We start from the raw sequence: 23,173 nt of genomic DNA on the forward strand, positions 1-23,173 counted from the left end.
TACTCGACGGTTACTGATTGATGAAGTAACGCACGAACAATTTCCCTTCTTCGAAGCGATACAACTCGATCGTTTCGATCCCCCCTTCCTGTTCACGAAAGGCATTCAGGTGATGGCATGCCGCTTCATTGCCATTAACGATGCACTGCCGCACCTCCACGCGGATTTTCGGCTGCTGTTGCGCCCACATGCCTTCCAGCACTTGCCAGGCGTCATGCTGGGGCTTGCCAACGTATTCGATACTCAAGCCGTTGGCCGAGACGCTGCGGTATTGGGCGAAAAAGCCTGCCTTGTCGCCCCGGTTCCAGCAGTCGACCTGGCCGTGGAGGAAATGCTCGATCGCTTGTTTGTCCATGCTCATATCAGGTGGGTCCTCAGAAAGTCAGGCAGGTTGCTGCAGGTTTCGCTGACGTGCGAGAAAAGCCGGCTCCATCTTCAACCACAACAGAATGGTCGGGCCGATGATGGCGCAGCAGAAACAGCACACCAGCACTGCGCAATAGCTGCCGTAGACCTCGTAGAGATGACCGAACAGCATCGGCACCAGCCCGGAAACGATGGTGATCAGGCACAGGTGCAGACCGAAGATCCGCGCGTAGTCTTTCAGGCCGAAGTAGCGTGCCATCAGGAACGCCGCCAGATCGAATTCCGCCCCGGCACTGGCGCCGATGCACAGGGTTGCCAGCACCAGCAAAGGCGTGTTTTGCGCCCCGCCAAAGAAGAAAATCACGCAGCCCAATGCAGGTAAAGCCAGACTCGCGGCCGCCACCACCGACGGTGAATAACGGTCCAGCAGATACCCCACCAGCAACCGCCCGCCGATGATGGAAATCCCGAAGGTACTGAAAATCTGGCTGGCCTGCAGGGCGCTCAAGCCCTTGCTTTGCAGCATTGGCACCATGTTGGTGACCATGCCGACGGTCAACGACACCGATAGAATCAGCGCGATGTTGAAGCCCCAATACATGCCCGAGCGCAACGCTTGCTTGAAGGACATGCCGGTCAGTGGTGGCAGCGCCTTCTGTACCGTTGCATCAGGGCTGACGGGCTGCGTCGGCATACGCAACCACATCAACGACAACGGCAGCGTGAACAGCAAAGGCATCGCTCCCAACGCGATGAACCCGGCCTGCCAGCCATAGGCGGCAATCAGCCGTGACAACAGCGGCGGCAGAATCATCGCCATCAGCCCGGTGCCGCACAGAATCACGGCCAGCGCAAAACCACGATTGCGCTCGAACCAGAGGTTAACCAGTTGCGTCCAGGTGATCGCAATGGTGCCGGCACAGACAATCGGCATCGTGAAAAACGCCAGGTACAACCAACCAATCGACCCCTGGATGCGGGTAATCGCGAAGTAGCCGATGATCTGCAACACGATCGAAACAATCGCCACTCGCCGTAAGCCGTAGCGACGGTAGAGCGGGCCGACCAGTTGCGTGGAGATCGCCACACCCGCGAACAGGAAGGTGATCGATGCCTGCAAGTCGCCACGGGTCCAGCCGAAGGCCTGTTCCAGGGGAATGACCAGGGTGCCAAAGGCATACAACAGCGCGGCGGTAATGCTGGTGCAAATGCCGAATAGGCCTAGCAGGACCACGCGCCAGCCGCGCTTGAACTCAGAGAATTCGCTGCCAGCGTGGGCCGTGTTGTTGCGTGTCTCGATTGTCATGAACTCACTCCCGGCACGGACCGCTCTCGCGGACGCGTGACATGATTAATGGCCCTTGAGGATTTCTTCGACTTTGGGCAGCGCGATCATGGTGGCGCCGCCGTCCACCAGCAGCGAGGTGCCAGTGATGTACGACGCCTCGTTGGAGGTCAGGAACAGAACCGCGTTGGCGATGTCGGCAGACTCGCCCAAACGCCCGACCGGGAAGTGAGCGGCGAGTTTATGCGGCAGTTCGTTGCCAAGGGTTTCGAGCATATGGTCGGTGCCAATGAGTCCGGGCTCAACGACGTTGACCAGAATGTTCATGGCGCCAAACTCCACCGCCAGACCGCGAGCGAACGCGTTCATGAAGGCTTTGCTGGAACCGTAGGCAATCAGGCGCGAGGTGTATTTGCGGTTGGCTTCGCCGGAGGAGATAAAAATCAGCCGGCCTTTATCGATCGCTTTGGACAGGTAAGGCGCACTGTCCTTGGCCAGCCAGAACAACGACTGAATATTGCTGCGAACGATGTGATCGAAGGTGTCATCGGCCATTTCGGCAATCAGCCCGCGGCTGGTGTCGGCGGCGCAATGCACCACGATATCGAGGCCGCCGAAATGCTCTACGCCACCTTGTACCATTGACTTGATCGCCTCGCGATCGGCGATGTCGCCACCGACCAGGAAGGCTTCACCGCCGAGTGCCTTGATCTGCCCGATGGTTTCTTCGCCGTAGCGGGCAGTGCGCGCAGACACCACAACCTTGGCGCCCTCGCGGGCATAGGCCAGGGCAATGGCGCGGCCCATGCCTCGGCCGGCGCCGGTGACCATCACGACTTTGTCGCGGAATTTCATCGCAATTCCTCATTGTTATTATTCGCTGGGACTTTGCAGGAGCGAGCTTGCTCGCGATAAAGCTCCGAGCACCGAGGGGTGTCAGGCCTGGAGCGTTATCGTTCACGTCCATGGCGTGCGAACTCGCTCCTACAGTTGGAATGGTTGGGTTTACAGATCCTTGCCCAGCACGTTACGGGCCGAGCCGTTACGCCGGTCCGACTCGCCCCAGCCCAGCCAGTGCGACGGCTCGCGGGTATCACCCACCCGACGCCAGCGCCCTTCCTGCTGTGCGGTGATCGGGAAACCACCGACGAAGTCGATCATCTCGCCTTTCTCGTCGGGCAGGAATTCCCACTCTTCCTTGCCTTCCAGCACGATTTTCGCGGATTTCAGGAAATAGCTGCCGTCCTTGTGCTCGGTCTGCCCTTCGATATCGGTGGTGACCCGCACCTCACCTTTCTCATTGTTGAAAATGGCGTAGCCCAGATGGTCGTGCCCGACCATGAAGGAACCGGTGTCCCAGGTGCCGTCTTTGTACACCGTGACGAACGACCACCAGATCACATGCTTGTTGTTGTTCACCACTAGGTCTTTCTGGAAGTGGATGGCGCCGCCTTCAGCCATGTAGAACTGATCCAGGGCCATGGCGCCTTTGACCGGACGCCCCTCGCAGACACCGGCGATGTCCCACAACTGCGACACGTAGAAGGTGCCCCATTCCACCCCCGGCAAGTACCACTGCAGCCCAGGACCGAGCAGGCGGCCTTCGAGGTGGAACAGGCCTTCTTCCTTCCAAGTCAGGCGTTCGCTGCTGGCGGTGATCTCCCAGCCGTTGCCGGGTTCACCCGGTTGGCTGGCCCAGCGTGCTACATCGCCTTCCAGGCTGTGTACCGGCAGCGGCGTCAGTGCCTGCCGGGCCATTTTTTCGTGGTCCATGCGCAGGTGCACGTTGTCGACGTGGTTGTTCAGGTAGAAGAACTTGGTCGGATTCGGCGTGCCGTTGGGTGCCATCAACGAGCGCACGAAGGAATAGATGTTGCCCTGCTCATCACGCACCGAGCCAAACGGTGAACTCTTGCTCAGGTGCAGACCGAAGAAGCCGCGCTCGGCGGACATCGACGCGCCCGTGACCTTGTGCGGCCCGACCAGTTGTTGAAAACCGAAATCACCGCGTTCTGGAATAGTTTTGAACGTTTTCATAATGCCCTCTGTTGTTTTTGTAAGGCCTGGAAACGGGGGGGAAAGCCTGGCTCAGTCCCAAATCACCGGCAGCGTGGAGACACCACGCAATTGCGCGCCGGCAATCTGCGGTGCAGTTTGAGTGGGGTCGAGACGCAAGTTGGGGAGCAGATCAAGGATCGCGTTGACCGCACAGCTGATCTCGACCTTGGCCACGAACTGGCCGATGCACATGTGCGGACCGAAGCCGAAACCAAAGGACGGTTTTGGCTTGCGATCAATGTCGAATACGTCTGGGTTTTCGAAAGCTTCTTCGTCGCGATTGGCCGATACCACCATGCATTGCACGAACGACCCCTTGGGGATGTTGACACCGTGGAACTCCACATCCCTGGCGGTTTCGCGCACCTTGAAGGTGGCCACCGGTTCAAAGCGCGTGGTTTCGTCCATCAGCTTGCCGATCAGGGAGCGGTCGGCCTTGACCCGTTCGAGCAATCCCGGCGTGGTGAGCAACAAGGTCATCACCGAGCCGAACATGCGCGTAGTGGTTTCGCCAGCGGCGGGCAGCAGTGAGCGGGTGAAGGTGATCACCTCGTGGTCATCCAGCGTGCGTCCCTCGTATTCCGCCCGAAGCAACCGCCCTACCACATCATCGCCCTGGCTGCCTTCGGCGCGACGTTGCACCACCACTTCGGCCAGTGCGTCGTACAGGCCTTTGACGGCGATGCCGGCCTGGCGTCGTGCCTCGACCATCTTGCTGGGATCGATCTGGTTGCCACCGACAATCGCCAGGGCCCAGGCTGCATATTGCTTGTACTTGGAAGGTTCATCCGAGGGGAACCCCATCAAGGCGTACATGATGCGAATCGGCAATTCGAGACCGAACTTCATCAGGTCGGCTTTCTTCGCTGGCAGCATCGGCTGGATGTATTCCTCGCGGATCACCTGATCAATCTGCGGGCGCCACTTGTTCACGGTTTCCGGCATGAACGCCGGTTGCAGCAAGGCACGCACCTTGCGGTGCTCGTCACCGTCCATGGCCAGAATGATCAGCCCGTCGAAAAACGCGCCCAGGCCCTCGGCAATGAAGCCGCTGGTGTACGTCGCGCCGTCGCGCAGTACCGTCATCACGTCCTGGTATTTGAACAGGGCGAAAGTCGGGCGAGTGCCCTGCTGGGTGCCGGCGTTGGTCGGCACACCGAACTGGGTGATGAAGTCGCCTTCATAGATGGGCGACTTCAACCGTTGCTCGCGGCACACCGCGTGAATATCCAGATCGGTGCCGCGGTACATTTGCGACACGGCGGAATAAGCGGTGGCCAGGTCCAGTGCCGCGCTATCGTTACTCATCAGGATCTCCTGTCTTGTTTTTATTGTTCTCGCACACCAAGATTGCCCGGCTGCCAATCCATGGTATGCGCTTGTGTCTGCACCGGTAGTCCGCTTCGTTTGACTCAGGGTCAAACGATGGCGCTCAGGTATAGACTGCAAGGTGTGACCCCTCTCAGGCAGAAGGAGTACGAGGTGGCGGTAAAGGCAGGGGAAGGTGGCGAACAGAGCAAGCGCAATACGATGAACCGCCTGCTCGCTGCCGCGCGCGTAGAGTTCGCCAAAAAAGGCCTGGCCGGTGCGCGTGTGGAAGAAATCGCCCGGGATGCCGGGGTGACCAAACAGCTGGTCTATCACTACTACAGTTCCAAGGAAGGCCTGTTTGTCGCGGTATTGGATGAGTCTTCGGACAACATCATGTCCGAGCTGGTCAACCTCAATGTCGAGTCGCTACCGCCGCCGGTAGCGATGCGTGCCGTGCTCAATCATTTCTTTGACCAATACCGTCTTGACCCTTTCCTCGGCAGCCTGGCACTGGAAGGCATTCGCTACCACGACACCCATGAAACACCGCGTAATCATTTTCTGGAAATGGCGCCGAAGCTGATCGCCAAGCTCGACGCGATTCTTCTGCGTGGGGCTGCCAGTGGTGATTTCCGTGCGGGCATCAATCCGCGTTTGTTGCTGGCGAGTGCATCGCTGGTGACCACGGGTTGGTTCACCAATCGTTATTCGATGTCCGCGCTGGCGGGGCTGGACACGGACTCCACGGAAGGTATGGCCACCTGGCGCCAGTATTCGGCTGATTTTGTGCTGGCGAGTATTTCGTTGGGTGCAGAAAAAAACGCCGACAGCGTGTGATCGCTGTCGGCGTTTCTATAAAGCTCATGCGCTGATGCCTGTAGGAGCCAGCTTGCTGGCGATGCGGTCGCGCGCCCGTGCGCTGTCCGTTCGGACGTCATTGCCAGCCAGCCGGCTCCTATAATCAGTTACCTTTTTTTCGCAGGTACTTACTGACTCGCCTGGCCGCCAACCGCCCTGCCATGCCGTTGACCCCGCCCCCCGGATGAATGCCGGCACTGCCCAGATACAATCCCGCCACGGGCAATGTATCCCCTCCCAAACCGTAAGCAGGTCGCAGGGTGCTCGAACGCATCGACGTGGTGTCGATGTGCACCACGCAACCATTCACCGTGTTCAAGCGCGCGGTAAAGTCGGGCGCCGCCTCGATGTGCCGGCCAATCACCTGGCCCTCGATCCCTTCAATATAGTCATGTAACTGCCGTTGCACCTGGTCAGCCACCTGCTCGCGCAATGCATCCCAGCCTTCGTTGGGATTGACCGGCATCACCGGTGGGTAGATGTACAAAATGTCCTGCCCGGCGGGCGCTTGCGAAGGATCGGCGGCGCTCGGTACGGCCACGGTGATGTACGGCAATTTCGGCACCTCGCCACGGGCGCAGGCGGAGAAGTTTTCCAGCACGGCCTCTTCGGTGCCGATCAGCATCACAGTTTTGCGCAGATCCACAGCATCCCCGCGAATAGCCGCAAAACGCGGAACGGAAATCTGTCCGCACAACGCAACGTCGATCTTCAGGGGCCCCGAACCCTTGCCATTGGCCGGAGCCATGGCAATTCGGGTGAGCAGGTGCTTGGGGATCTGCCCCGGTGTGACCATGTCCAGCGCCGGCTTGGGGTGGCAACCGGCGATAACCGCGCGGGCGGTGAACTGGCGGCCATCAGCCAGTTTCACGCCTTTGATCTGACCGTCCCTGGCCACGATTTCACAGACGCTGGCGGACACCAGCACCTGGCCGCCCAACTCTTCCAATCGAGCTTGCAGGGCATTGCTCAACTGCTGCATGCCGCCCAACACCCGCCCCACACCAAAGCGGTGGAGGAAACCGAGCAACGCGTAATAGATACCGCCGCCATCGGCGCTGATATCCCCTGCCAGTCCGGTGAGCGCGCACATCGCGGAAATGGTTACCGGGTGCTCGAAACGCTCGCGCGCCGCCTGCAGCGCGGAGCCTGTCATCAGCGCCATCAGTTCCGGTTTCAAAGCTTTGTGTTTGACCGCGGTCACCAGCATCTTCAGTTTTACGCCCAGGTTCGCTTTCGCCGGGTCGACACGCATCATTGGCAATGCGATGTCGAGGAACATGTCGATGACCTTCATGAACTCAAGGAATGCCTCGGCGTCCTTGCTGCTGAAGCGGCGGATCTCGGCAGCGGTTTTCTCGCGATCACGCCAGAAAACCAGAGATTGGCCATCGGGGTGCAGGTACACGTACCCCGGCGCCAGCTCGATCGATTTGAAACCGTGACGATCAAGCCCCAACTCGGCAGGCACATGGGAGTGCACGCGCATCGACATCATGTCCAGGGCGCAAGGGTGGACCAGGTGCTCCGGCGCCTCGGGAATCAGATAGCCCGACGAGGCCATGCCGCCGACCTTGTCCAGCGCTTCCAGCACCAGCACTTTCTTGCCTTCCAGGCCCAGGTAACAGCCGGCCGACAGGCCGTTGGTGCCACCGCCGACAATGATCACGTCGAAATCGGTCCTACTCGAATTCTGGTTCGGGTTCATGAAATGCTTCCAAGTCGAAGTTCAACCACGGCGACAAGCGGCGGCTGTGGTGGCGAAGATCAGCGGCGCAGCGCGAACGGTGCGCCAGACGTTACATGCCGGTGCGACCCATCTGTGCGAACAACGCGCGCATCGCGACCAGGGAGGGTGTGTGGCTGCTGAAGCCACCGTCGGCCACCAGGGTGGTGCCGGTGACAAAGGAGGATTCGTCGCTGGCCAGGAACGCCACCACATCGGCGATCTGCCGCGGCGTGCCCAGTTCGGCGGTGCAGTGGTTGTCGCGCAGAATGTCGAGCAACGGTATAGGCATGGCGTGCTCCGAAGGCGCGAGTCCTATCTGCACGGCGTTGCCGCGAATGCCTTGTTTGCCGTACTGCGAGGCCACCATGCGCGGCAGCATCATCAGCCCGGCTTTGGAGGTGGCGTAACCGGTCAGGGACATATCACCCTGCATGCCCAGGCCCGAGGTGGCGAAGATAATCGAACCCTTGCCGTTTTCCAGCATGGCCGGAATCACATGCTTGGTGCACAGCACCGCACCACGCAGGTTGACGGCAATCGCGCGATCCCAGGCCTGCATGTCGAGGTTGACGAAATCACGGTCCAGCTGACGTTGCTCGGCATTCAGAATCGCGGCGTTGTTGTGCAGGATGTCGATGCGGCCAAAATGCTCTTTTACTTGCACGACCATCGCCCGCACAGCGTCTTCGGAGGAGACGTCGGTGGCGATCGCCAGGGCCTGGTGCCCGTCGGCCAGCAGCGATTGGGTGACAGCGGTGGCGCCCTCGAAATTGATGTCGACCACCGCAATACTCGCCCCGTGCGACGCCAGTACCCGTGCGCACTCAGCGCCCAGGCCGCCACCGGAGCCGGTAATAATAGCCACGCGCCCTGCCAGTTTTCCTGTGCTCATGTCCTGTTCCTTATTGTTTTGTTTGGCGCTTCACTCGCCGGTAAACCGCGGTTCGCGGCGCTCGCTGAAGGCCTGGGCCGCTTCGCGGGCGTCCTTGGTCGGCGCCAGCAAGGCAAACAGGTCGAGCTCCAGGTCCAGACCGCGTTTGAGGTCCATCTCCAGTGCCGCCCGGGCAGCTTGTTTGACGTAGGCCGACGCGGTGGGCGGCTTGCTGGCGATGCGCTGGGCAAAAGCCCGGACTTCGTCGAGCAGGCTGGCGTTGTCACTGGCCAAGCGGCTGACCAGGCCAATGCGCTGCGCGTGCTCGGCGCCGACGCGGTCGCCGGTAAGCAACATGTCCAGCGCCTGCCCCGGTGCCACCACCCGGCAAAGTCGTTGCGTACCGCCGCCACCGGGAATCAGCCCCAGGCCGGTTTCCGGCAGGGCGAATACGGCGTCGGGCGCGGCGAAACGAATATCGCAGGCCAGCACCAGCTCCAGTCCACCGCCCATGCAGTAGCCATGAATGGCGGCGATCACCGGTTTGGAGACGCTATCCAGCGCTTCGATCCAGCGCACTTTTTCCATGCGCTGACGCACTTGCAGGCTCGACTCCGGTCCGCGACGTTCCTTGATATCGGCACCGGCACAGAACCCCCGTTCGCCTTCCCCGCGAATCACGATCACACGGATCTCAGGGTCTTGCTGCAACAGCGCCAGCGCCTGGGGTACGCCCTGACGAATGTCGTCGTTGATGGCATTGATCTGTCGGGGCCGGGTCAATACCACCCAGCCCACCGCGGCATCGCGCTCCAGGCGCACCGCCTCATTGATCAGCTCCGATGGTTGCAGGTTTGGCGCGGTGCTCATGCAGGGCACTCCTCGAACTCGAAGACCTGGCCATTGAGTTCCTGAGGGTCGATCTTGATCAGGGCATGGCCGCCCACGGCTTCCGAGGATTCGATCCACTGGAATCGGATGCCACGGGCACGCAGGTCTTCCGCCTTCGCGGCCAGGTCGTTGACGCCGATGCGGATGTAGTACGGGCCCGGGCCCCAGTTATTGATGTAGTGACCGGCCTCGGTGTTCCAGTAGGTGGCCTCGAGTACGTCGAGGGTGGCGCTGTTGGGCACGGTAAAGCCCATGCGCGCCCGGCGGTAGCCTTCGCTACGGATGGCCTCCACCGGACCGCTTGGTTCCCAGTCGAGGTTGGTCGAGACCTTACGCAGGGTCTCGTCGAGATCGCGGACCAGGAAGCCACGGGCGGTGACGCGCACCATGTCGCCGGGCTTGAGATCTCGCGGTTGCACCGGCGGCAACTGGTAGGTTTCCGGTGGCATCTGCAACGGCTCGGTCGGCATGATTTCAATGCACAAACCGCCATCCACGGTCGGCTGGTAATACGGTTGCTCCGGCGTCGCCCCGAGCCACAGACGGTCGAACGGCATTTCCGGGGTGCGCTGCGCCATGCGAAACGGCAAGCGACGGCGCATCAGTTTGTCCACCAGCGCATCGAACTTGTCGCCGTGCAGCGCCAGCACGATGGAGTGGGTCAGCATCGGCCGATGATGGCCCTGGAAATCTTTCAGGCTTTCCAGGAAGTCATGGAACAACGGGTCGCCAGGGTTCGGCCGATCCAGGTGCCACTGCGGTTCGATACGCGTCGGCGACACCGCCAGGGATTTGTGTACCCGCAGAAAATGCGCAATGTACGGGTGATTATCGAACGCCTGGCGCCAGCGTTCGTGCTTGTAGATCCCCAGTTTGTCCACCAGCATTTCCGTCATGCCGTCCGGGTCCGGAACCATCATGTCGGCACTCATCAATAATTCGAACATCTTTATCTCCTTGCAATTGCCGGCCGGGGCTTGTGCCCGGCCATTAGTCAGCGGGCACGCCGGGGTAAGGCGAGCTCATTCAATGAGTGTGTCGGTGCGCTGACCGCCGGTTTGCGCGGCTCCTGCTGCGCGCGGGCATCCTCGAGGTCGAGGGTCACGCCGCCCTTGGAGTTGCCCTTGGGGTTGAGCAGGTAATGCGACAGGGCCGGGATCAGCACCAGCGCACCGAGCATGTTCCACAGGAACATGAAGGTCAGCAGGATGCCCATGTCCGCCTGGAACTTGATCGGCGACCAGGCCCAGGTAATCACCCCAGCAGCCATGGTCAGGCCAACAAGGGCGACCACCCGGCCGGTGAAGTCCAGCGAGCGGCGATACGCAACCGCGAGGCTGCCACCGCGCTCCTGCACCGCCAATTGCACACTGAGCAGGTACAACGCGTAGTCCACGCCGACCCCGACACCGACGGCGATGACCGGCAGCGTTGCGACCTTGAGACCGATCCCGAGCCAGACCATCAGTGCCTTGCAGATGATTGTGGTCATCAGCAGCGGGATCAGCGCCACCAGGGTGGCGCGCCAGCTGCGGAAGGTCAGCAGGCAGAGCAAAGCCGTGGCGCCATACACCGCCAGGTACATGGTGATGATGCCCTTCTCCACCTCAATGTTGGTGGCGGCCTCGATGCCGGCGTTGCCCGCCGCGAGCAGGAATTCCACGGGTTGCTCAGCGCCGGCAGCGGTACTGTTTTCCTTGGCGAAGTCTTCCGAGACTTTCAAGACCCGGCCCAAGGTGTCGGCCTTGTGATCGGCCAGATAGGCGATCATCGGCGTCACCGAGCATTGCTGGTTGGTGATCCCAGGAGCGGAAATCATCGCCGCATCCACGGCCGAGTTGGTGATCGCCTGGTCGCGGCTGATGCTCAGCCATTTCGGGCTACCCTCGGCCATGCCGGAGCTGACCATCCGCACGGTTTCGGCCAGCGACTGGGTGGTCTGTACACCCGGCGTCTGGCGCAGGCGCCAGGCCAGTTTGTCCATGCTTTGCAGTGACTGGTACAAGCGGCAGCTGTCTTCGTTGGTCTTCATGATGACCACGAACTGGTCACTGGACAGGCCGTAGTGACTGGTGATGAAGGCGTTGTCGCGGTTATAGCGCGAATCCGCCCGCAGCTCTGGCGCGCCGGGGTCCAGATCACCGACTTTAAGGTGCATCATCACCAGGCTGCCGAGCAGTGTCACCAACAGCGATACGCCAATCACCGCCGTGGCCATCGGCCGTTCGGTGAAGCGGTCCAGGCCGCTCCAGAGACGCCCGAGAACACCGCGATTTTCCGCCCCGGCCTGATCCTTGGCGATGGCGATACGCGCAGCTTTTTCGCTGACACCGAGGTACGACAAGGCCACCGGAATCAGCAGCAGCTTGGTGAAAATCAACACGGCGACACCAATGCTGGTGGTCAGGGCCAGGTCGCGGATCACCGGGATATCAATGATCACCAGCACGGCGAAACCGACGATGTTGGTCAGCAGCGCGGTCAGGCCGGTGAGGAACAAGCGGCGGAAGGTATAGCGCGCAGCGATGTATTTATGGGTGCCACGGCCGATGTCCTGGAGGATGCCGTTCATCTTCTGCGTGCCGTGGGAAATCCCGATGGCAAAAATCAGGAACGGCACCAGGATGGAGTACGGATCGAGTTCGTAGCCGAGGATCTGCATCAACCCCAGCAGCCACACCACCCCCGCCACCGCCACGCTCACCAGCAACAAGGTACTGCGCAGGCAGCGGGTATAGAAATAGACGAACAGCCCGGCGATCAGCACCGAGGCACCGAAGAACAGCATCACCGAATACAGGCCGTCGATCAGGTCGCCGACCAGTTTGCTGAAACCGACAATGTGAATGCCGACCTTGTCACTTTCGAGCGAACGGATCTGCGCTTCCAGCTGCTTGGAAAAGTCGCCGTAGTCCAGGGGCTTGCCGGTCTGCGGGTTGGTGTCGAGCAGCGGCGCGACAATCATGCTCGACTGGCCGTCGTTGGCCACCAGGTTGCCGATGATGCCGGCGCGCATGATATTACGGCGCAACGCCGTGATCGATTTTTCGCTGCCGTCGTAATTCGCTGGCATCACCGCACCGCCGTCGATGCCCTCCTCCGTCACCTCCTTCCAGCGAACGATGGGCATCCACAGCGACTTCATCCAAGAACGGTCGATACCGGGTATCAGATAGAGGGTGTCATTGACCTTCTGCAACGCCAGCAGGTAGTCGGCGTCGTAGATGTCACCGGTCTTGTTCTCCACCACCACGCGAATGCTGTTGCCCAGTCCCGGCAACTGGTTCTTATAGGCCAGGTAGTTCTTGATGTACGGGCTGGAGCTGGGAATCATTTTTTCGAAGCTGGCGTTGACCTGTAACTGCGTAGCAAAGAAGCCCAGCACCACGGTGGCGAGCAAGCAGGCAACGACGACCACCATGCGATGACGGAAAATTACCCGTTCAAACCAGCCACCGGAGTTCTTGTCAAAGTCCTCCAGGTTGGCAATCACTGGCATCCCGCTGTTGAATTTTTGCTCGACCATTTTTTCTTTCTCGTAGGGGAATCGTGCCGTCGGCGTCAGTTGGCCTGGGCGATATCGATGACCTTGGCGCCGCTGAATCGCGTCACAACCAGGCTGCCTGCCTGTTGCGTGGCGGTGGCTGAATACACCTCGCCCACGCGGGCATCCGCCAGCGCTTTGACTTGCAGGCTTTGCCGGTCAACGCTGACCAGTTGCCCGCCTTGGCTGACGACGATCAGGGTATTGCCCTGCTCGACGATGCCGACCAGGCTGCTGTTGAGGTGGGTGTCCACCGGTTGCCATTGCTGGCCGCCATCACGGCTGGCAAACAGATTGCCGCGCAAGCCGTAGGCCAGCAGCAGATCATCGAAGGCGCGGACGCCGAAGTAGGTGCCGGTGTAGGGCGTATCGATTTTCACGAAGCGTTGTTGCTCGCTGTCTAGGCGCAACAACAGGCCCTGCTCACCGCTGATATAGAAAGTGCCTGCGTGCTCGGCCAGGCCATATAGGTGCATGCGTCGCTCGTTGTCACTGCGCTCGACCCATGGCTCCCAGTTCTGGCCGTTGTCGGTACTGTGCAACAACAGGCCAAAGGCGCCCACGGCAAAACCGTTGCCGAGTTCATCGAACATCACATCCAGCAAGGGCGCGGCCAATACGCCCGGTGTCGCCGAACTGCTGGCCGCCATCGCGACTTCCTTGAGCATCAGGGCGGCGGACTCGTCCCCCTTGTCGGCACGCGGAGCGTAATAAGTATTGAGCAACGTCAGCAGGCGACGCCCATCGAGTTGCAGCTGCCAGCTGTTACCGCCATCGCTGGTGTGCAAGACCACGGCATCGTGGCCGACGGCCCAGCCATTGAGTTCATCGCGAAAACGCACTTGCACCAGATCGCTGGACACTGGGCAATCAACCTGTTGCCAGGTGCGTCCCGCGTCGGTGGAGCGCTGGATCAGTCCATGCAGTCCGACACTGACCAGCGCACCACCGGTCCTGGCGACTGACAGCAACGGTGCCGGCAAGCGTTCGTCCACCCGTTGCGCCGGAACGTCCAGCGAATCGGTGGAGGCCGCGGCGGCGGACCAGGCAGGCGCCGTCAGCATCGAACTCATGCCAACGGTTACCGCGACAGCCAACAGCAGCCGCAACGTGGAGAAAAGAAAAGAAGCTGGGCAAGGGCTAGTCATTATTTTTATTCCTTAACCGTCCCGCAGAACAAAACCCACCTGTTCCGCCCGTCTGGCTTGATGCGCAAACCGGCGGGCAGGACAGGCGGCACACCTCAGCGCTGGGTGACTCGAGCCACGATGGCTTCCGGGTTCATGTCCCGTTCGGTCAGCGGTTTGTCGACGAACTTGTAACCACCCTTCAGCGCATCGTTGAGCAACGCGTACATGCCTTTGTTGAAGTCATACACGACGTTTTTCACGTTGTACGGAATGTTCTTGTCGTAGAGCTGTACGCCGCTGAGGAAGATCGAGCGATACAGCGCGCCGCTCTTGTCCCAGGCGTCATACAGGCCCACGCCAAAGGTGTCTTCATCCAGGTAGTAAGTGCGCTTGCTGTAGACGTGACGCATGCCCGGCTTGAGCGTGGCTTCCACGACCCACACCCGATGCAGCTCCCAACGCTCGTTCGCCGGGTTGGCGTGGTGCGGCATGAACTGGTCTTCCTGCTTCGTACCGAAGTAGAACTTGTAGGCGTTGTAAGGGATGTACATCTCTTTACGGCCGACCAGCTTGTAGTCGAAACGGTCCTGGCTGCCGGAGAACATTTGCAGTTCGTCGAACAGCGTCACACCGCCCTGGCTAGCCACCGGGGTATCGAAGGCGAACTCCGGTGCCAGTTTTACCCGACGCTGGCCTGGGGAATAGCTGAACGAACGACGGGCCTTGGCCAGGGGATCGAGGAAGTCAGTGAGCACCACCACTTCACCGGAACGACGCGCCGGATAATCGTTGCGCGAGAACACCCGGGCGTACATCAGCGGGTCACGATCCTGCTGCGTTACCTGGTAGTACGGGGTTTCCTCGAAAGTCGCCTGTTCGGCGGTCTTGGTGATCGAGCCGTTGGCATCGACAACCCAACTGTTGGAAGACGACGTGGTCGAGTAGCCGGTGCCAATCTTGTAGCGCACCTGCTGGTTCCACATCACTTCGTTGCCATTCTTCGGGATCGGGAACGGCAGGCCGCCACGGCAGGCCGGATCGACCGCGAGTCCGTCTTTCTGGATCTGGCAGCTGGTGGCATTGCGCACGGTCGCGTCAAGTACGGCCTGCGGGTAGGCGGTCGTGCGGTGGCTCGGATAAATGTCGATGTAATAGGTCGGGTACTTCTTGATCAGGGTCTTCTGCCCTTCACTCAGTTTGTCCGCGTACTGGTCGACGTTTTTGGCATCGATGCGAAACAGTGGCTTTTCATCCTTGAACGGATCGACCCAGAACCCGCTGTCCGGTACGAAGCCGGCCGGCGCCTTGGTCAGGCCGCCGTCATAAGGCGGAATAGTGCCCTCAGCGTTACCCGCCTTGATCGCGCCGAACGGAGTAAGCGTTTTACCCAGTTCTGAAGCGTCACCGGCTGCCAAGGTGTAGGTGGCCATGCTCATCAAGGCAATGGATAGGGCAAGTTGTCGTTTCATGAACACATTCTCCGATTCTTGTTGTATTTGTCAGAAGGAGGTCTTGAAGGTAAAGGCCAGCCATCCGCGGTCGGTACCACCCACTGGACCGTTACCGGCCACGGTGCCATTCGCCAGATTCTTGGGTTGTGCCTTGGTGTCGGCGTATCGCAGCCCGAACTCATAGAGTTGAGCGTAGGTAGCTTTCAGCCCGATCGAGTAGGACAGCGCGCCTTCGTTCCCGCCACCCGCGGTGGGTGCGTTGCCATGCAGGCCGTAGTTAACGGTCAGCGGAACATCCAGGTCCCAGGACGGAAAGATCGAAATGTACTGTGGTGTGTAGTTGACGGCAACGGCGTAATAGTTCTTCGACGAGCAGCCATCGGACTCGCTGCCGGAATTAGGAATGCCCGGTGTTCTGCCATTGGTGCAGGCCGCGTTGCCGACGCCTTTGTACAGTTCTTCATGTTCCGTCACACGTTGCAAATGGCTGTAGGCGAATTCACCGACCAGCGTGGCGTTATCCGAAATGAAGTTACGCGGTACGCCGTACACGGCATTGGCGATGAAGTGGATCGTGTCACCACGAGGACCTTCATCGTCCACGGCGCTGACACCGGTAGCGTTCAACGCGCCGCCCATGCGATACGACAACTCGGTACCCACCGCCACGGTATTGAAAACCCGGGCGAAACTGACGCCCGCGAGCTTCACGCCCCGAGGGTAGACCACCCGGTAGGAACCCAACGCCGCTTTTACCTGCGGTGCCAGCCAAGGTTGGTAGTCATCGAACTGGCGGTAGTAGGCGCCGAAGGTCGACTCGATCTCTTCAACGTTGAGCTTGCCCATCACGCCCCAGTTCTTTCCGTCACGGCCGAAACGCGAATCCTGGCGCTGCAGGGTGGCGCCGTTGGCGGCCAGCGGCAACTGGTCGGGACCTTCGAACAATGGGTCGGCGCCGCCGAAATAGGTGCCACCAAACGGGATGCGGGTTGGCTCCCACTCATAGAAGTACTGCGCAGCAAGCGAGAGTTGGTCGGTCACTTGCGCCTTGGCCGACACTTGCCCGACCGGCAGGAACACTTCCTTGGTTTCGATACCCGGGCTGGTCGAGGCTTTTACGCCATCGCTTGGCGCCTGGGAGTAAGACACGGCGTGCGCGCCGAAGAGCAGGCCTTCACCCCAGTAGTTGGTGTGGCGACCGACTTTCACATTGACCGGCGTGTCACCGATGTTGAAGTTGCGCCAGACGAACGCATCGAGAATCTCGCCCGAGGGCCCGTTCATGTACCGATCGACTTCGTTGCTGTACTTGTTGTTGTGATAGCTGGTGGCGTAACCCGGGATGTTACTGCTCACCGTGTCGTCGTGATACGCCTGGTCAAACCAGGCAGCAGCACTGAGCCGTGCCCCCCAGTCATTCAGGTAGGAAAAATCGAATTCACTGAACAGATCAAGACGATTTGTAACAATGTCGCCTTTATCGAACTTGCCGTCCGACTCGTCGTAGTTCGGCGTGTTCATGATGCGGTGGTCTTGGCTGTCGGTCCGTATACCCAGGTTGTAACGGACCGTATTGTCCCAACGCACGCGGTAGTCTGGGTTCGACATGTCGAACGAGGCCGCCATCAAACCCTGTGCACTGCCAACCATCAAAAGCGTCAGAGCACCTTGAGTCAGCACCCGCCGACCCTGCTTGGTCTTCTGTTTCATACACACTACCTTTTATTTTTATTGTTCAGTCGTTATGTGCGTTCAAGCCGTCATTGCAACGATCTGCAAACCCTACAGGATCGTTGCAAGTCTCGCCTGGACAGTCCGCTCAAGAGGCCTGGCACGCTCCAGGACCACTTTTTCCTCCTCAGCTGAAAGCCACCGTAACGGATCAGAATCGAAAATTCCACATTAAGATTTTAATTCTCCATACAGAATTATCAATTCATTTCCCTGGAAGGCAGTTTCGCGCGGGGCGATGCCAGGCTCAATACTGCACACAAAATACATAAACGTTTAAATAATCTTTGACGGTTTGCACCTTTGGGCTTTCAATAACCCCGACACTCCCAGCGAATACGGGGTGTCCGGCAGAAAAAACGGCAGTTGAACCGAAAGAAAAAACGACAGGAGCCAGCATGAACATTGATTTGGGTGGCAAGCGCGTGATCATCACGGGCGCGTCCCGAGGCATCGGCCTGGCCATTGCCCGGGCTTTCGCGGCGGAAGGAGCACGGGTGGCGATTTGCGCCCGTAGCGAGTCAGCGGTCCGCGAAGCCGGTGAACAGCTCTCGCAGCACGCCCAGGCCGTCATTGCCCGGGCGGTCGACGTCACCGACAGTGACGGCGTCAAGGCGTTCGTCGCCGAAGTTGCACACGCCTGGGGCGGTGTCGATGTGCTGGTGAATAATGCCGGTCAGGGCCGTGGCGGCAATCTCGACACCCTGACACCCGAGGTCATCCTCGAACACGCCAATATCCTGCAGATGGGGCATTTTCGTTTCGTCCAGGCCGTGGTGCCGTTCATGCGTGAACAACGCTGGGGACGGATCATCGAAATCAACGCCCTGGCGGGAGCGATTCCAACGCCCGACGGCATTCCTTCGGTGATCAACCGCGCATCGTGCATCGCCCTTTCCCGCTCGTTGGGCATGTCGTTGCCCAAGGACAACATCCTGGTCAACAGCCTCAACATGGGCTGGATCGATACCGGGCAGTGGGACCGGCACTACAAGGAAATGGGCCCAGGCGTCACACGTGAGGAGTTCGATGCCATGGTGATGAAAGTCGTTCCGCTCGGGCGTTATGGCAAGCCGGAAGACGTGGCGGGCATGGCGTTGTTCCTGGCCAGCGAATACGCCAGTTTCATCAGCGCGGCGTCGATCGACATTGCTGGCGGGATGGGCGGACAGATTGCTTATTTCCCGACCCTCAAGCGGGATTTTGCCACAGCCATCGCGGCACGAAATACAGCCGGCGAGTAACGCGAGCGAGCCCCTCACTGACAGTCGCGAAAGCGGAGTCAGTTCCGGTGCGTACTGCATATCCTCTAGGCTGGCGGATTCTGATGAATGTGCTCTTACCCGTCCTCGCGACACTGATCTGGGCAGCCAGTACGGTGGTCAATCGCCTGTCCGTGGGGGTGATCGACCCCGCAGCGATTTCGTTTTATCGGTGGTTGACCGCATTGCTGGTGTTGTCCCCGGTGCTGTTGCCCAGGGTTTGGCGATTGCGTCGGCAAATTCGGCCTGACCTGCCCAAGCTCGGATTACTCGGTCTACTTGGCATGTCGTTGTACCAGTCGCTGGCCTACTTCGCGGCGCACACCGTCAGCGCCACTTCCATGGGCCTGATTCTGGCTACCATGCCCCTACTGACCGTAATTCTGGCCTTTCCGCTGCTCAATACACGCCCGACCGTGCCCTTGCTGTTCGGTGCACTGCTTTCGTTTGCCGGGCTGATCTGGTTGCTGGCCGCTGGCGACCTGCCTTCACTGTGGCAACATGGCGTGGGTCGCGGTGAGCTGATGATGTTGCTGGCCTCTCTGTCGTATGCGCTGTATTGCGTGCTGGTGAAGCGGTGGCAGATTCCGCTGCCTACCTGGGAAAGCCTTTATGTCCAGATTATCTGCGGCACCCTGTTGCTGGTACCACCCTTTGTGCTGGCGCCATCGATCGCCCTGACCGCCAGGAATATCCCGCTGGTGCTGTTCGCGGGTCTCTTCGCCTCGGCGTTGGCCCCCGGTTTATGGATGCGCGGCCTGCAAACGCTGGGCCCGGAGAAAACCGCAGTGCTGATGAATCTGGTGCCGTTGTTCACCGCGGTTCTGGCAATTGTGTTACTCGGGGAGACCTTGCACCTGTACCACGTGGTTGGCGGCGGACTGATCTTGCTGGGAATTGGATTGGCGCAGTGGAAGTCCGTGCGGGTAATGGCTCGGGTCGCAACCTGAACGACACGTGAGGATCCGATTCAATCCACCATCAGGTGCTGATAGGCGGACGTCAACGACCGGGTGCCCTGCCCCAGGATCGGCGTACGGCGTGGTTTACGCCTGTGAGTGAGCAAGCGCAGGGAGTCGAAATCTTCGGCGTATGACCGAGCCGGCCGGCGGCTAGGCCGCGATCTTCCATCACCACCACGCCCCGACCACCGCCCTCTCCATCCCAATCGGTGAAATAGAGGCGCGGCAGCGCCGCGCCAAATCATAAAATCGCGCTTCCAGCTCGCAGAACCAGCACCTCGACGCCCAAATAACGCGGCTGCAATAGCTGAGTTAGCCAGGCTGCTGTGTCTCGCTCGGGGGCCGTGGCAACCTGCGGCTGCGCTGCGGGTAGGGACGCCCCAGCGGACTGTCCGTCAAGGCGTCGGCACCCGACCAGCGTTGGCAGGTATCTTCAGCTTGAGCAGTTCGATCGCGTTGCCGCTGCGAATCCGCTCACGGTCTTCAGCGGACAAGCCGATCCCTTCGGTCAGATCGCCATGGTCGTAGGCACCACCAAAATTGGTGCCATACAACAGCCGTTCCGCGCCGACCACCTCGGCAACACCGCGACGCAAGCCAGGCGCATGAACGTCAAGGTCGAAATAAAAGTTCTGCAGGTAGTCCATTAGCGGTCGCTGGTTGCGCGAGTCCGGCGCCATGGCCCGGTTCAGTTCGCTCAGGCGTCCCAACTGGAATACCGCCATGCCACCGGCGTGGGTGATATAGGTTTTCAACGTCGGGAAAACATCCAGTGCGCCACCGCAGATCAGGTACCAGAAGAATAGCGTTTCATCGACGCAGTCACCGACGATGGAGGTGGTTTCGAACTTGTCGTCTGTGTGTTTTTCGCCCCAGTAAATTGACTGGTTGAAGCCATGCACCATGATCGGCACATCCAGCTGGGTGAGTTTTTCCCAGACGGGAAACAAGCGTTCGTCGTGAGCCTCCAGACCATTGAAGTTGGCCCCGCCGACGCACACACCTTTGGCGCCCAACTGAGACACCGCGCGTTCAATTTCCTTCGCAGCGTTTTGCGGGTCCGCAAGGTTGGCGTGGCACCAGAAATCGAAGTGGTCGGGATCAGCCCGGCAAAACGCCGACAACTCGTCGTTGCAAATGCGCGCGTATTCGTTGGCGAAATCACCTGCCCAATACATAAAACAATGGGACGGAGTGGACATCACCAATTTGTCGACACCCCGTTCGGCCATCAACCTGCGACGGCTGGCGTGGGTCATGCGCGCGAGGATATTGGCCTGCGCTTCAGCATCCGTCGCAGCTTTCGCCGGTTGTTTGGTACCGAGGGAAAAATGCCCCACGGTCAGCCCCTGCACTTTCATGAACGGCCCCCAAAACTCGTGGCGATTTAGCATGCCCTCAGTCAACAAATGAGCGTGGACATCAATCAGCATGGCGTTCTCCTTGTTTTAATCAGCCAGCAAATCAAACGCCCCATTGAGAAGACGCTCGATAAATTAGGAAAAATGTACCGCCTCAAATATAAACACATATCAACTATATGTTCATATTATTATTGACGAATATTGGCTTTCAAGGCTGAAGTGCCTGATAGATCGCCATCGCAAGCTCGCCGGTTGCCAAAAAGTTCTGGGTTGCAAGAGGAATAGCGAGGATGTCGAACGCTGTAGAGCGGGCTGGCGAGTGCGACAATGAAACAACGGCACCTGCTGCCGGAGAACACCTCGCGCCGGTGATCGGATCAGGAGGCACAGGCCATGATCAGAAACTGGCGAAAGGCCTGGCTGGGTGCTGACAAGCGGTTATCCGGCAGCCACATCAGGCCCAGTTCCATTGGCGGAATCACGTCGACCAGAGGGCGGACCTCGATCTTCTTGCCTTCCAGTGACCAGGCGCGATAGAGCATGTCCGAGAGAATGGTCACGCCGAAGCCATGCCCCACCAACCCGCGCAACGCCTCCATGGAGGAGGTGCGAAAAGCGACTTTCGGCGCCAGCCCGCGGGATTCCCAGTAGCGTCGGGTCGAGGTTTCGCCCTCATCGACCGTGGCGAGGATATAGGCATGCTCGGCGACGTCTTCAAGATTGATCGAAGTGGCCGACATCAAAGGGTGCTGGCTGGCCAGCCAGAGCTGGCGGCGCGAGCGTATCAGCACCTGGTGAGCGAACCCGCCAAGGTCCGGCGTGTTGGAGACAATCGCCAGGCCCAGGTCGAGGTCACCATTGCTGAGGGCGGCTTCAATGCTCTGGCGGTCCATGTCGATCAGGTCGATCTCGACCTGCGGGTAACTGCGTTTGAAGCGCGCCAGCAATGCCGGCAAAAAATAGCCCAGCACCGTGTAAGAGGCGCCGACACGCACGTGGCCTTGCATGGCGTGGCCGAGAAACAGCGGCTCACTAAGAGCATCTTGCAAGGTGTCGAGTATGTGTCGCGCGTGCTGGGCGAACTTGTTGCCTTCCGCGGTCAGCGTCACGCCATGGGGCAAGCGGTCGAACAGGCTGACCCCCATGGACTGCTCCAGATGCAATACCGCGGCCGTGATTGCCGACTGCGAAACATGCGCCTTGAGTGCCGCCTGGGAAAACTGGCCGGCGTCGGCGGCAGCCACGAAATAGCGCAGTTGGCGCATGGAAATGTCTTTGCCTTTTGTCATCTGTTTTTCTGATACCTGCCGCCTGAATATATGAAACAGCTCGGTCCACGCGCTGGTTACACTCGGGTCCGGGTAGCTGCCCTGACGCATCGTCCTTCGAATTTCAGCTCCAACAATAAAAATGGCTGAAGTTATATCGGTTGAAGGTTGAACAATGAACGCGATCCACTACAGCGAATACGACTGCGAAGCCTCGGGTAACTTTCTGACGGAAGCTTCACTGGCCAAACAAGGCTTCGAGATCCGGGTTGAACATGCGCAATGGTCCAATACGGGCACTGCGCTGATCGAAACCGGCGACAGTTGCCTGCTTCGCCTGATGCTCCCTGCCAGTGCTCAGATCAAGCCGAACTGCGGCAGTTTTTCCAGCCACGGCGTGCAGCAGTTCCGGCCTCTGGGCAAGCTGCTGTTCATTCCCCATGGCACCGAATTCCACCTGCGCCACGATGCCGGCGAGCAAAAGGCCTTGGTGTGTCTGTTCGACCCCACTTCCCTCGGCGTCTTGGGCAGCTACCGCTGGAACTGGCAGGACAACGTTAGTGAAGCGATGCTCAACCTGCAAAGCGGTTATCTGCACGCCTCGTTGCAACGTTTGGCCGAAGAAGTGGCCAATCCCGGCTTTGCCAGTGAATTGCAGACTGAATGCCTGCTCACCAGCATTGCCCTGGACCTGCGCCGTGAATTTATCGACGCTCCCGCTGACACGAGCGAATCCCCTCACTGCGCGGAAAAACTCAGCCCTCGGCAACTCAACCTGCTGCGCGAATTGCTCGACGGCGCCAGCGACGAAGGCCGCTCGTTGCGCCACCTCGCCCAGGCCTGCGAGCTGCCGTTGCGAACACTGTCCACGCGCTGCAAAAACACCACCGGAATGACCCTGCGCCAGTACGCTGCGCAAAGTCGCCTGCAAAAAGCCGTGGCACTGCTGGCTGACTCACGGTTGCTGATCAAGCAGGTGGCCTATCAGGCCGGCTTCAACAACGCCGCGGCGTTCAGTGCCGCATTCCGTAAAGAAACCGGGGTCACCCCCGAAGAGTTTCGACAGCAACGCCAGCGCTGACAGGTGCTCGG

19 protein-coding genes are annotated in these 23,173 nt (G+C 59.9%); 4 read left to right on the forward strand and 15 right to left on the reverse strand.

Annotated features, from left to right (window positions below):
• Nucleotides 1–10: 10 nt before the first annotated feature.
• The 5 genes from KCG88_RS05390 to KCG88_RS05410 all read right to left on the reverse strand — a co-directional run bounded on the left by KCG88_RS05390 (nt 11) and on the right by KCG88_RS05410 (nt 5,017).
• A complete protein-coding gene (locus tag KCG88_RS05390; protein ID WP_210711906.1) occupies nt 11–361 on the reverse strand; it encodes a nuclear transport factor 2 family protein in 351 nt (116 codons plus the stop codon).
• Nucleotides 362–382: 21 nt separating this feature from the next.
• On the reverse strand, nt 383–1,672 hold the full coding sequence (locus KCG88_RS05395; RefSeq protein ID WP_047336812.1) for an MFS transporter: 1,290 nt from the start codon (nt 1,670–1,672) through the stop codon (nt 383–385).
• A gap of 45 nt (nt 1,673–1,717) precedes the next feature.
• Nucleotides 1,718–2,506, reverse strand: a complete 789-nt coding sequence (locus KCG88_RS05400) for an SDR family oxidoreductase (RefSeq protein WP_210711907.1) — start codon at nt 2,504–2,506, stop codon at nt 1,718–1,720.
• Nucleotides 2,507–2,656: 150 nt separating this feature from the next.
• Entirely contained in the window at nt 2,657–3,688 is a 1,032-nt protein-coding gene (locus KCG88_RS05405; RefSeq protein WP_047336810.1) for a hypothetical protein, read from the reverse strand.
• A gap of 51 nt (nt 3,689–3,739) precedes the next feature.
• Nucleotides 3,740–5,017 carry a cytochrome P450 gene (locus tag KCG88_RS05410; protein ID WP_199522606.1) on the reverse strand — a complete coding sequence of 426 codons (1,278 nt, stop codon included), beginning with the start codon at nt 5,015–5,017 and terminating at the stop codon, nt 3,740–3,742.
• Between the two features lie 174 nt (nt 5,018–5,191).
• Here KCG88_RS05410 and KCG88_RS05415 point away from each other — a divergent pair, with 174 nt between their 5' ends.
• Entirely contained in the window at nt 5,192–5,857 is a 666-nt protein-coding gene (locus tag KCG88_RS05415; RefSeq protein ID WP_210711908.1) for a TetR/AcrR family transcriptional regulator, read from the forward strand.
• Nucleotides 5,858–5,981: 124 nt separating this feature from the next.
• Here the strand turns inward: KCG88_RS05415 and KCG88_RS05420 are convergent, their stop codons facing one another.
• From KCG88_RS05420 to KCG88_RS05455, 8 genes are all read right to left on the reverse strand, one after another.
• Nucleotides 5,982–7,586, reverse strand: coding sequence for an NAD(P)/FAD-dependent oxidoreductase (locus KCG88_RS05420; RefSeq protein ID WP_047336808.1), 1,605 nt, complete (start codon nt 7,584–7,586; stop codon nt 5,982–5,984).
• 91 nt (nt 7,587–7,677) lie between these two features.
• Nucleotides 7,678–8,499: an SDR family oxidoreductase gene (locus KCG88_RS05425; RefSeq protein WP_047336807.1), complete on the reverse strand. Its 822-nt coding sequence runs from the start codon at nt 8,497–8,499 to the stop codon at nt 7,678–7,680.
• Between the two features lie 30 nt (nt 8,500–8,529).
• Complete coding sequence (locus KCG88_RS05430; protein ID WP_047336806.1) at nt 8,530–9,348, reverse strand: enoyl-CoA hydratase/isomerase family protein; 819 nt, start codon at nt 9,346–9,348, stop codon at nt 8,530–8,532.
• Nucleotides 9,345–10,316 (reverse strand): lactoylglutathione lyase, encoded by a 972-nt coding sequence (locus KCG88_RS05435; protein WP_210711909.1) that lies wholly within the window; start codon nt 10,314–10,316, stop codon nt 9,345–9,347. Before KCG88_RS05435 ends, KCG88_RS05430 begins: the two co-directional genes overlap by 4 nt.
• 47 nt (nt 10,317–10,363) lie before the next feature.
• Nucleotides 10,364–12,895, reverse strand: a complete 2,532-nt coding sequence (locus KCG88_RS05440) for an MMPL family transporter (protein WP_210711910.1) — start codon at nt 12,893–12,895, stop codon at nt 10,364–10,366.
• 35 nt (nt 12,896–12,930) lie between these two features.
• Nucleotides 12,931–14,061, reverse strand: a complete 1,131-nt coding sequence (locus KCG88_RS05445; protein ID WP_210711911.1) for a YCF48-related protein — start codon at nt 14,059–14,061, stop codon at nt 12,931–12,933.
• A 95-nt stretch (nt 14,062–14,156) separates the two neighbouring features.
• Nucleotides 14,157–15,512 carry a DUF1329 domain-containing protein gene (locus tag KCG88_RS05450; protein WP_047336802.1) on the reverse strand — a complete coding sequence of 452 codons (1,356 nt, stop codon included), beginning with the start codon at nt 15,510–15,512 and terminating at the stop codon, nt 14,157–14,159.
• A 30-nt stretch (nt 15,513–15,542) separates the two neighbouring features.
• Nucleotides 15,543–17,204 (reverse strand): DUF1302 family protein, encoded by a 1,662-nt coding sequence (locus KCG88_RS05455; protein ID WP_047336801.1) that lies wholly within the window; start codon nt 17,202–17,204, stop codon nt 15,543–15,545.
• 419 nt (nt 17,205–17,623) lie between these two features.
• Between KCG88_RS05455 and KCG88_RS05460 the strand changes: the two genes are divergently transcribed.
• A complete protein-coding gene (locus KCG88_RS05460; RefSeq protein ID WP_047336800.1) occupies nt 17,624–18,469 on the forward strand; it encodes an SDR family oxidoreductase in 846 nt (281 codons plus the stop codon).
• Nucleotides 18,470–18,552: 83 nt separating this feature from the next.
• The gene (locus tag KCG88_RS05465) at nt 18,553–19,437 is read left to right on the forward strand and encodes a DMT family transporter (RefSeq protein ID WP_210711912.1); all 885 of its coding nucleotides are present in this window, start codon (nt 18,553–18,555) and stop codon (nt 19,435–19,437) included.
• 407 nt (nt 19,438–19,844) lie between these two features.
• Here the strand turns inward: KCG88_RS05465 and KCG88_RS05470 are convergent, their stop codons facing one another.
• Nucleotides 19,845–20,882 (reverse strand): amidohydrolase family protein, encoded by a 1,038-nt coding sequence (locus tag KCG88_RS05470; protein WP_047336798.1) that lies wholly within the window; start codon nt 20,880–20,882, stop codon nt 19,845–19,847.
• Nucleotides 20,883–21,190: 308 nt separating this feature from the next.
• Entirely contained in the window at nt 21,191–22,102 is a 912-nt protein-coding gene (locus KCG88_RS05475; RefSeq protein ID WP_047336797.1) for a LysR family transcriptional regulator, read from the reverse strand.
• A 154-nt stretch (nt 22,103–22,256) separates the two neighbouring features.
• Here KCG88_RS05475 and KCG88_RS05480 point away from each other — a divergent pair, with 154 nt between their 5' ends.
• On the forward strand, nt 22,257–23,162 hold the full coding sequence (locus KCG88_RS05480) for an AraC family transcriptional regulator (protein ID WP_047336796.1): 906 nt from the start codon (nt 22,257–22,259) through the stop codon (nt 23,160–23,162).
• The last annotated feature ends 11 nt before the right edge of the window (nt 23,163–23,173 follow it).

The organism is Pseudomonas sp. MWU349, assembly GCF_017947325.1.
GTDB lineage: Bacteria > Pseudomonadota > Gammaproteobacteria > Pseudomonadales > Pseudomonadaceae > Aquipseudomonas > Aquipseudomonas protegens.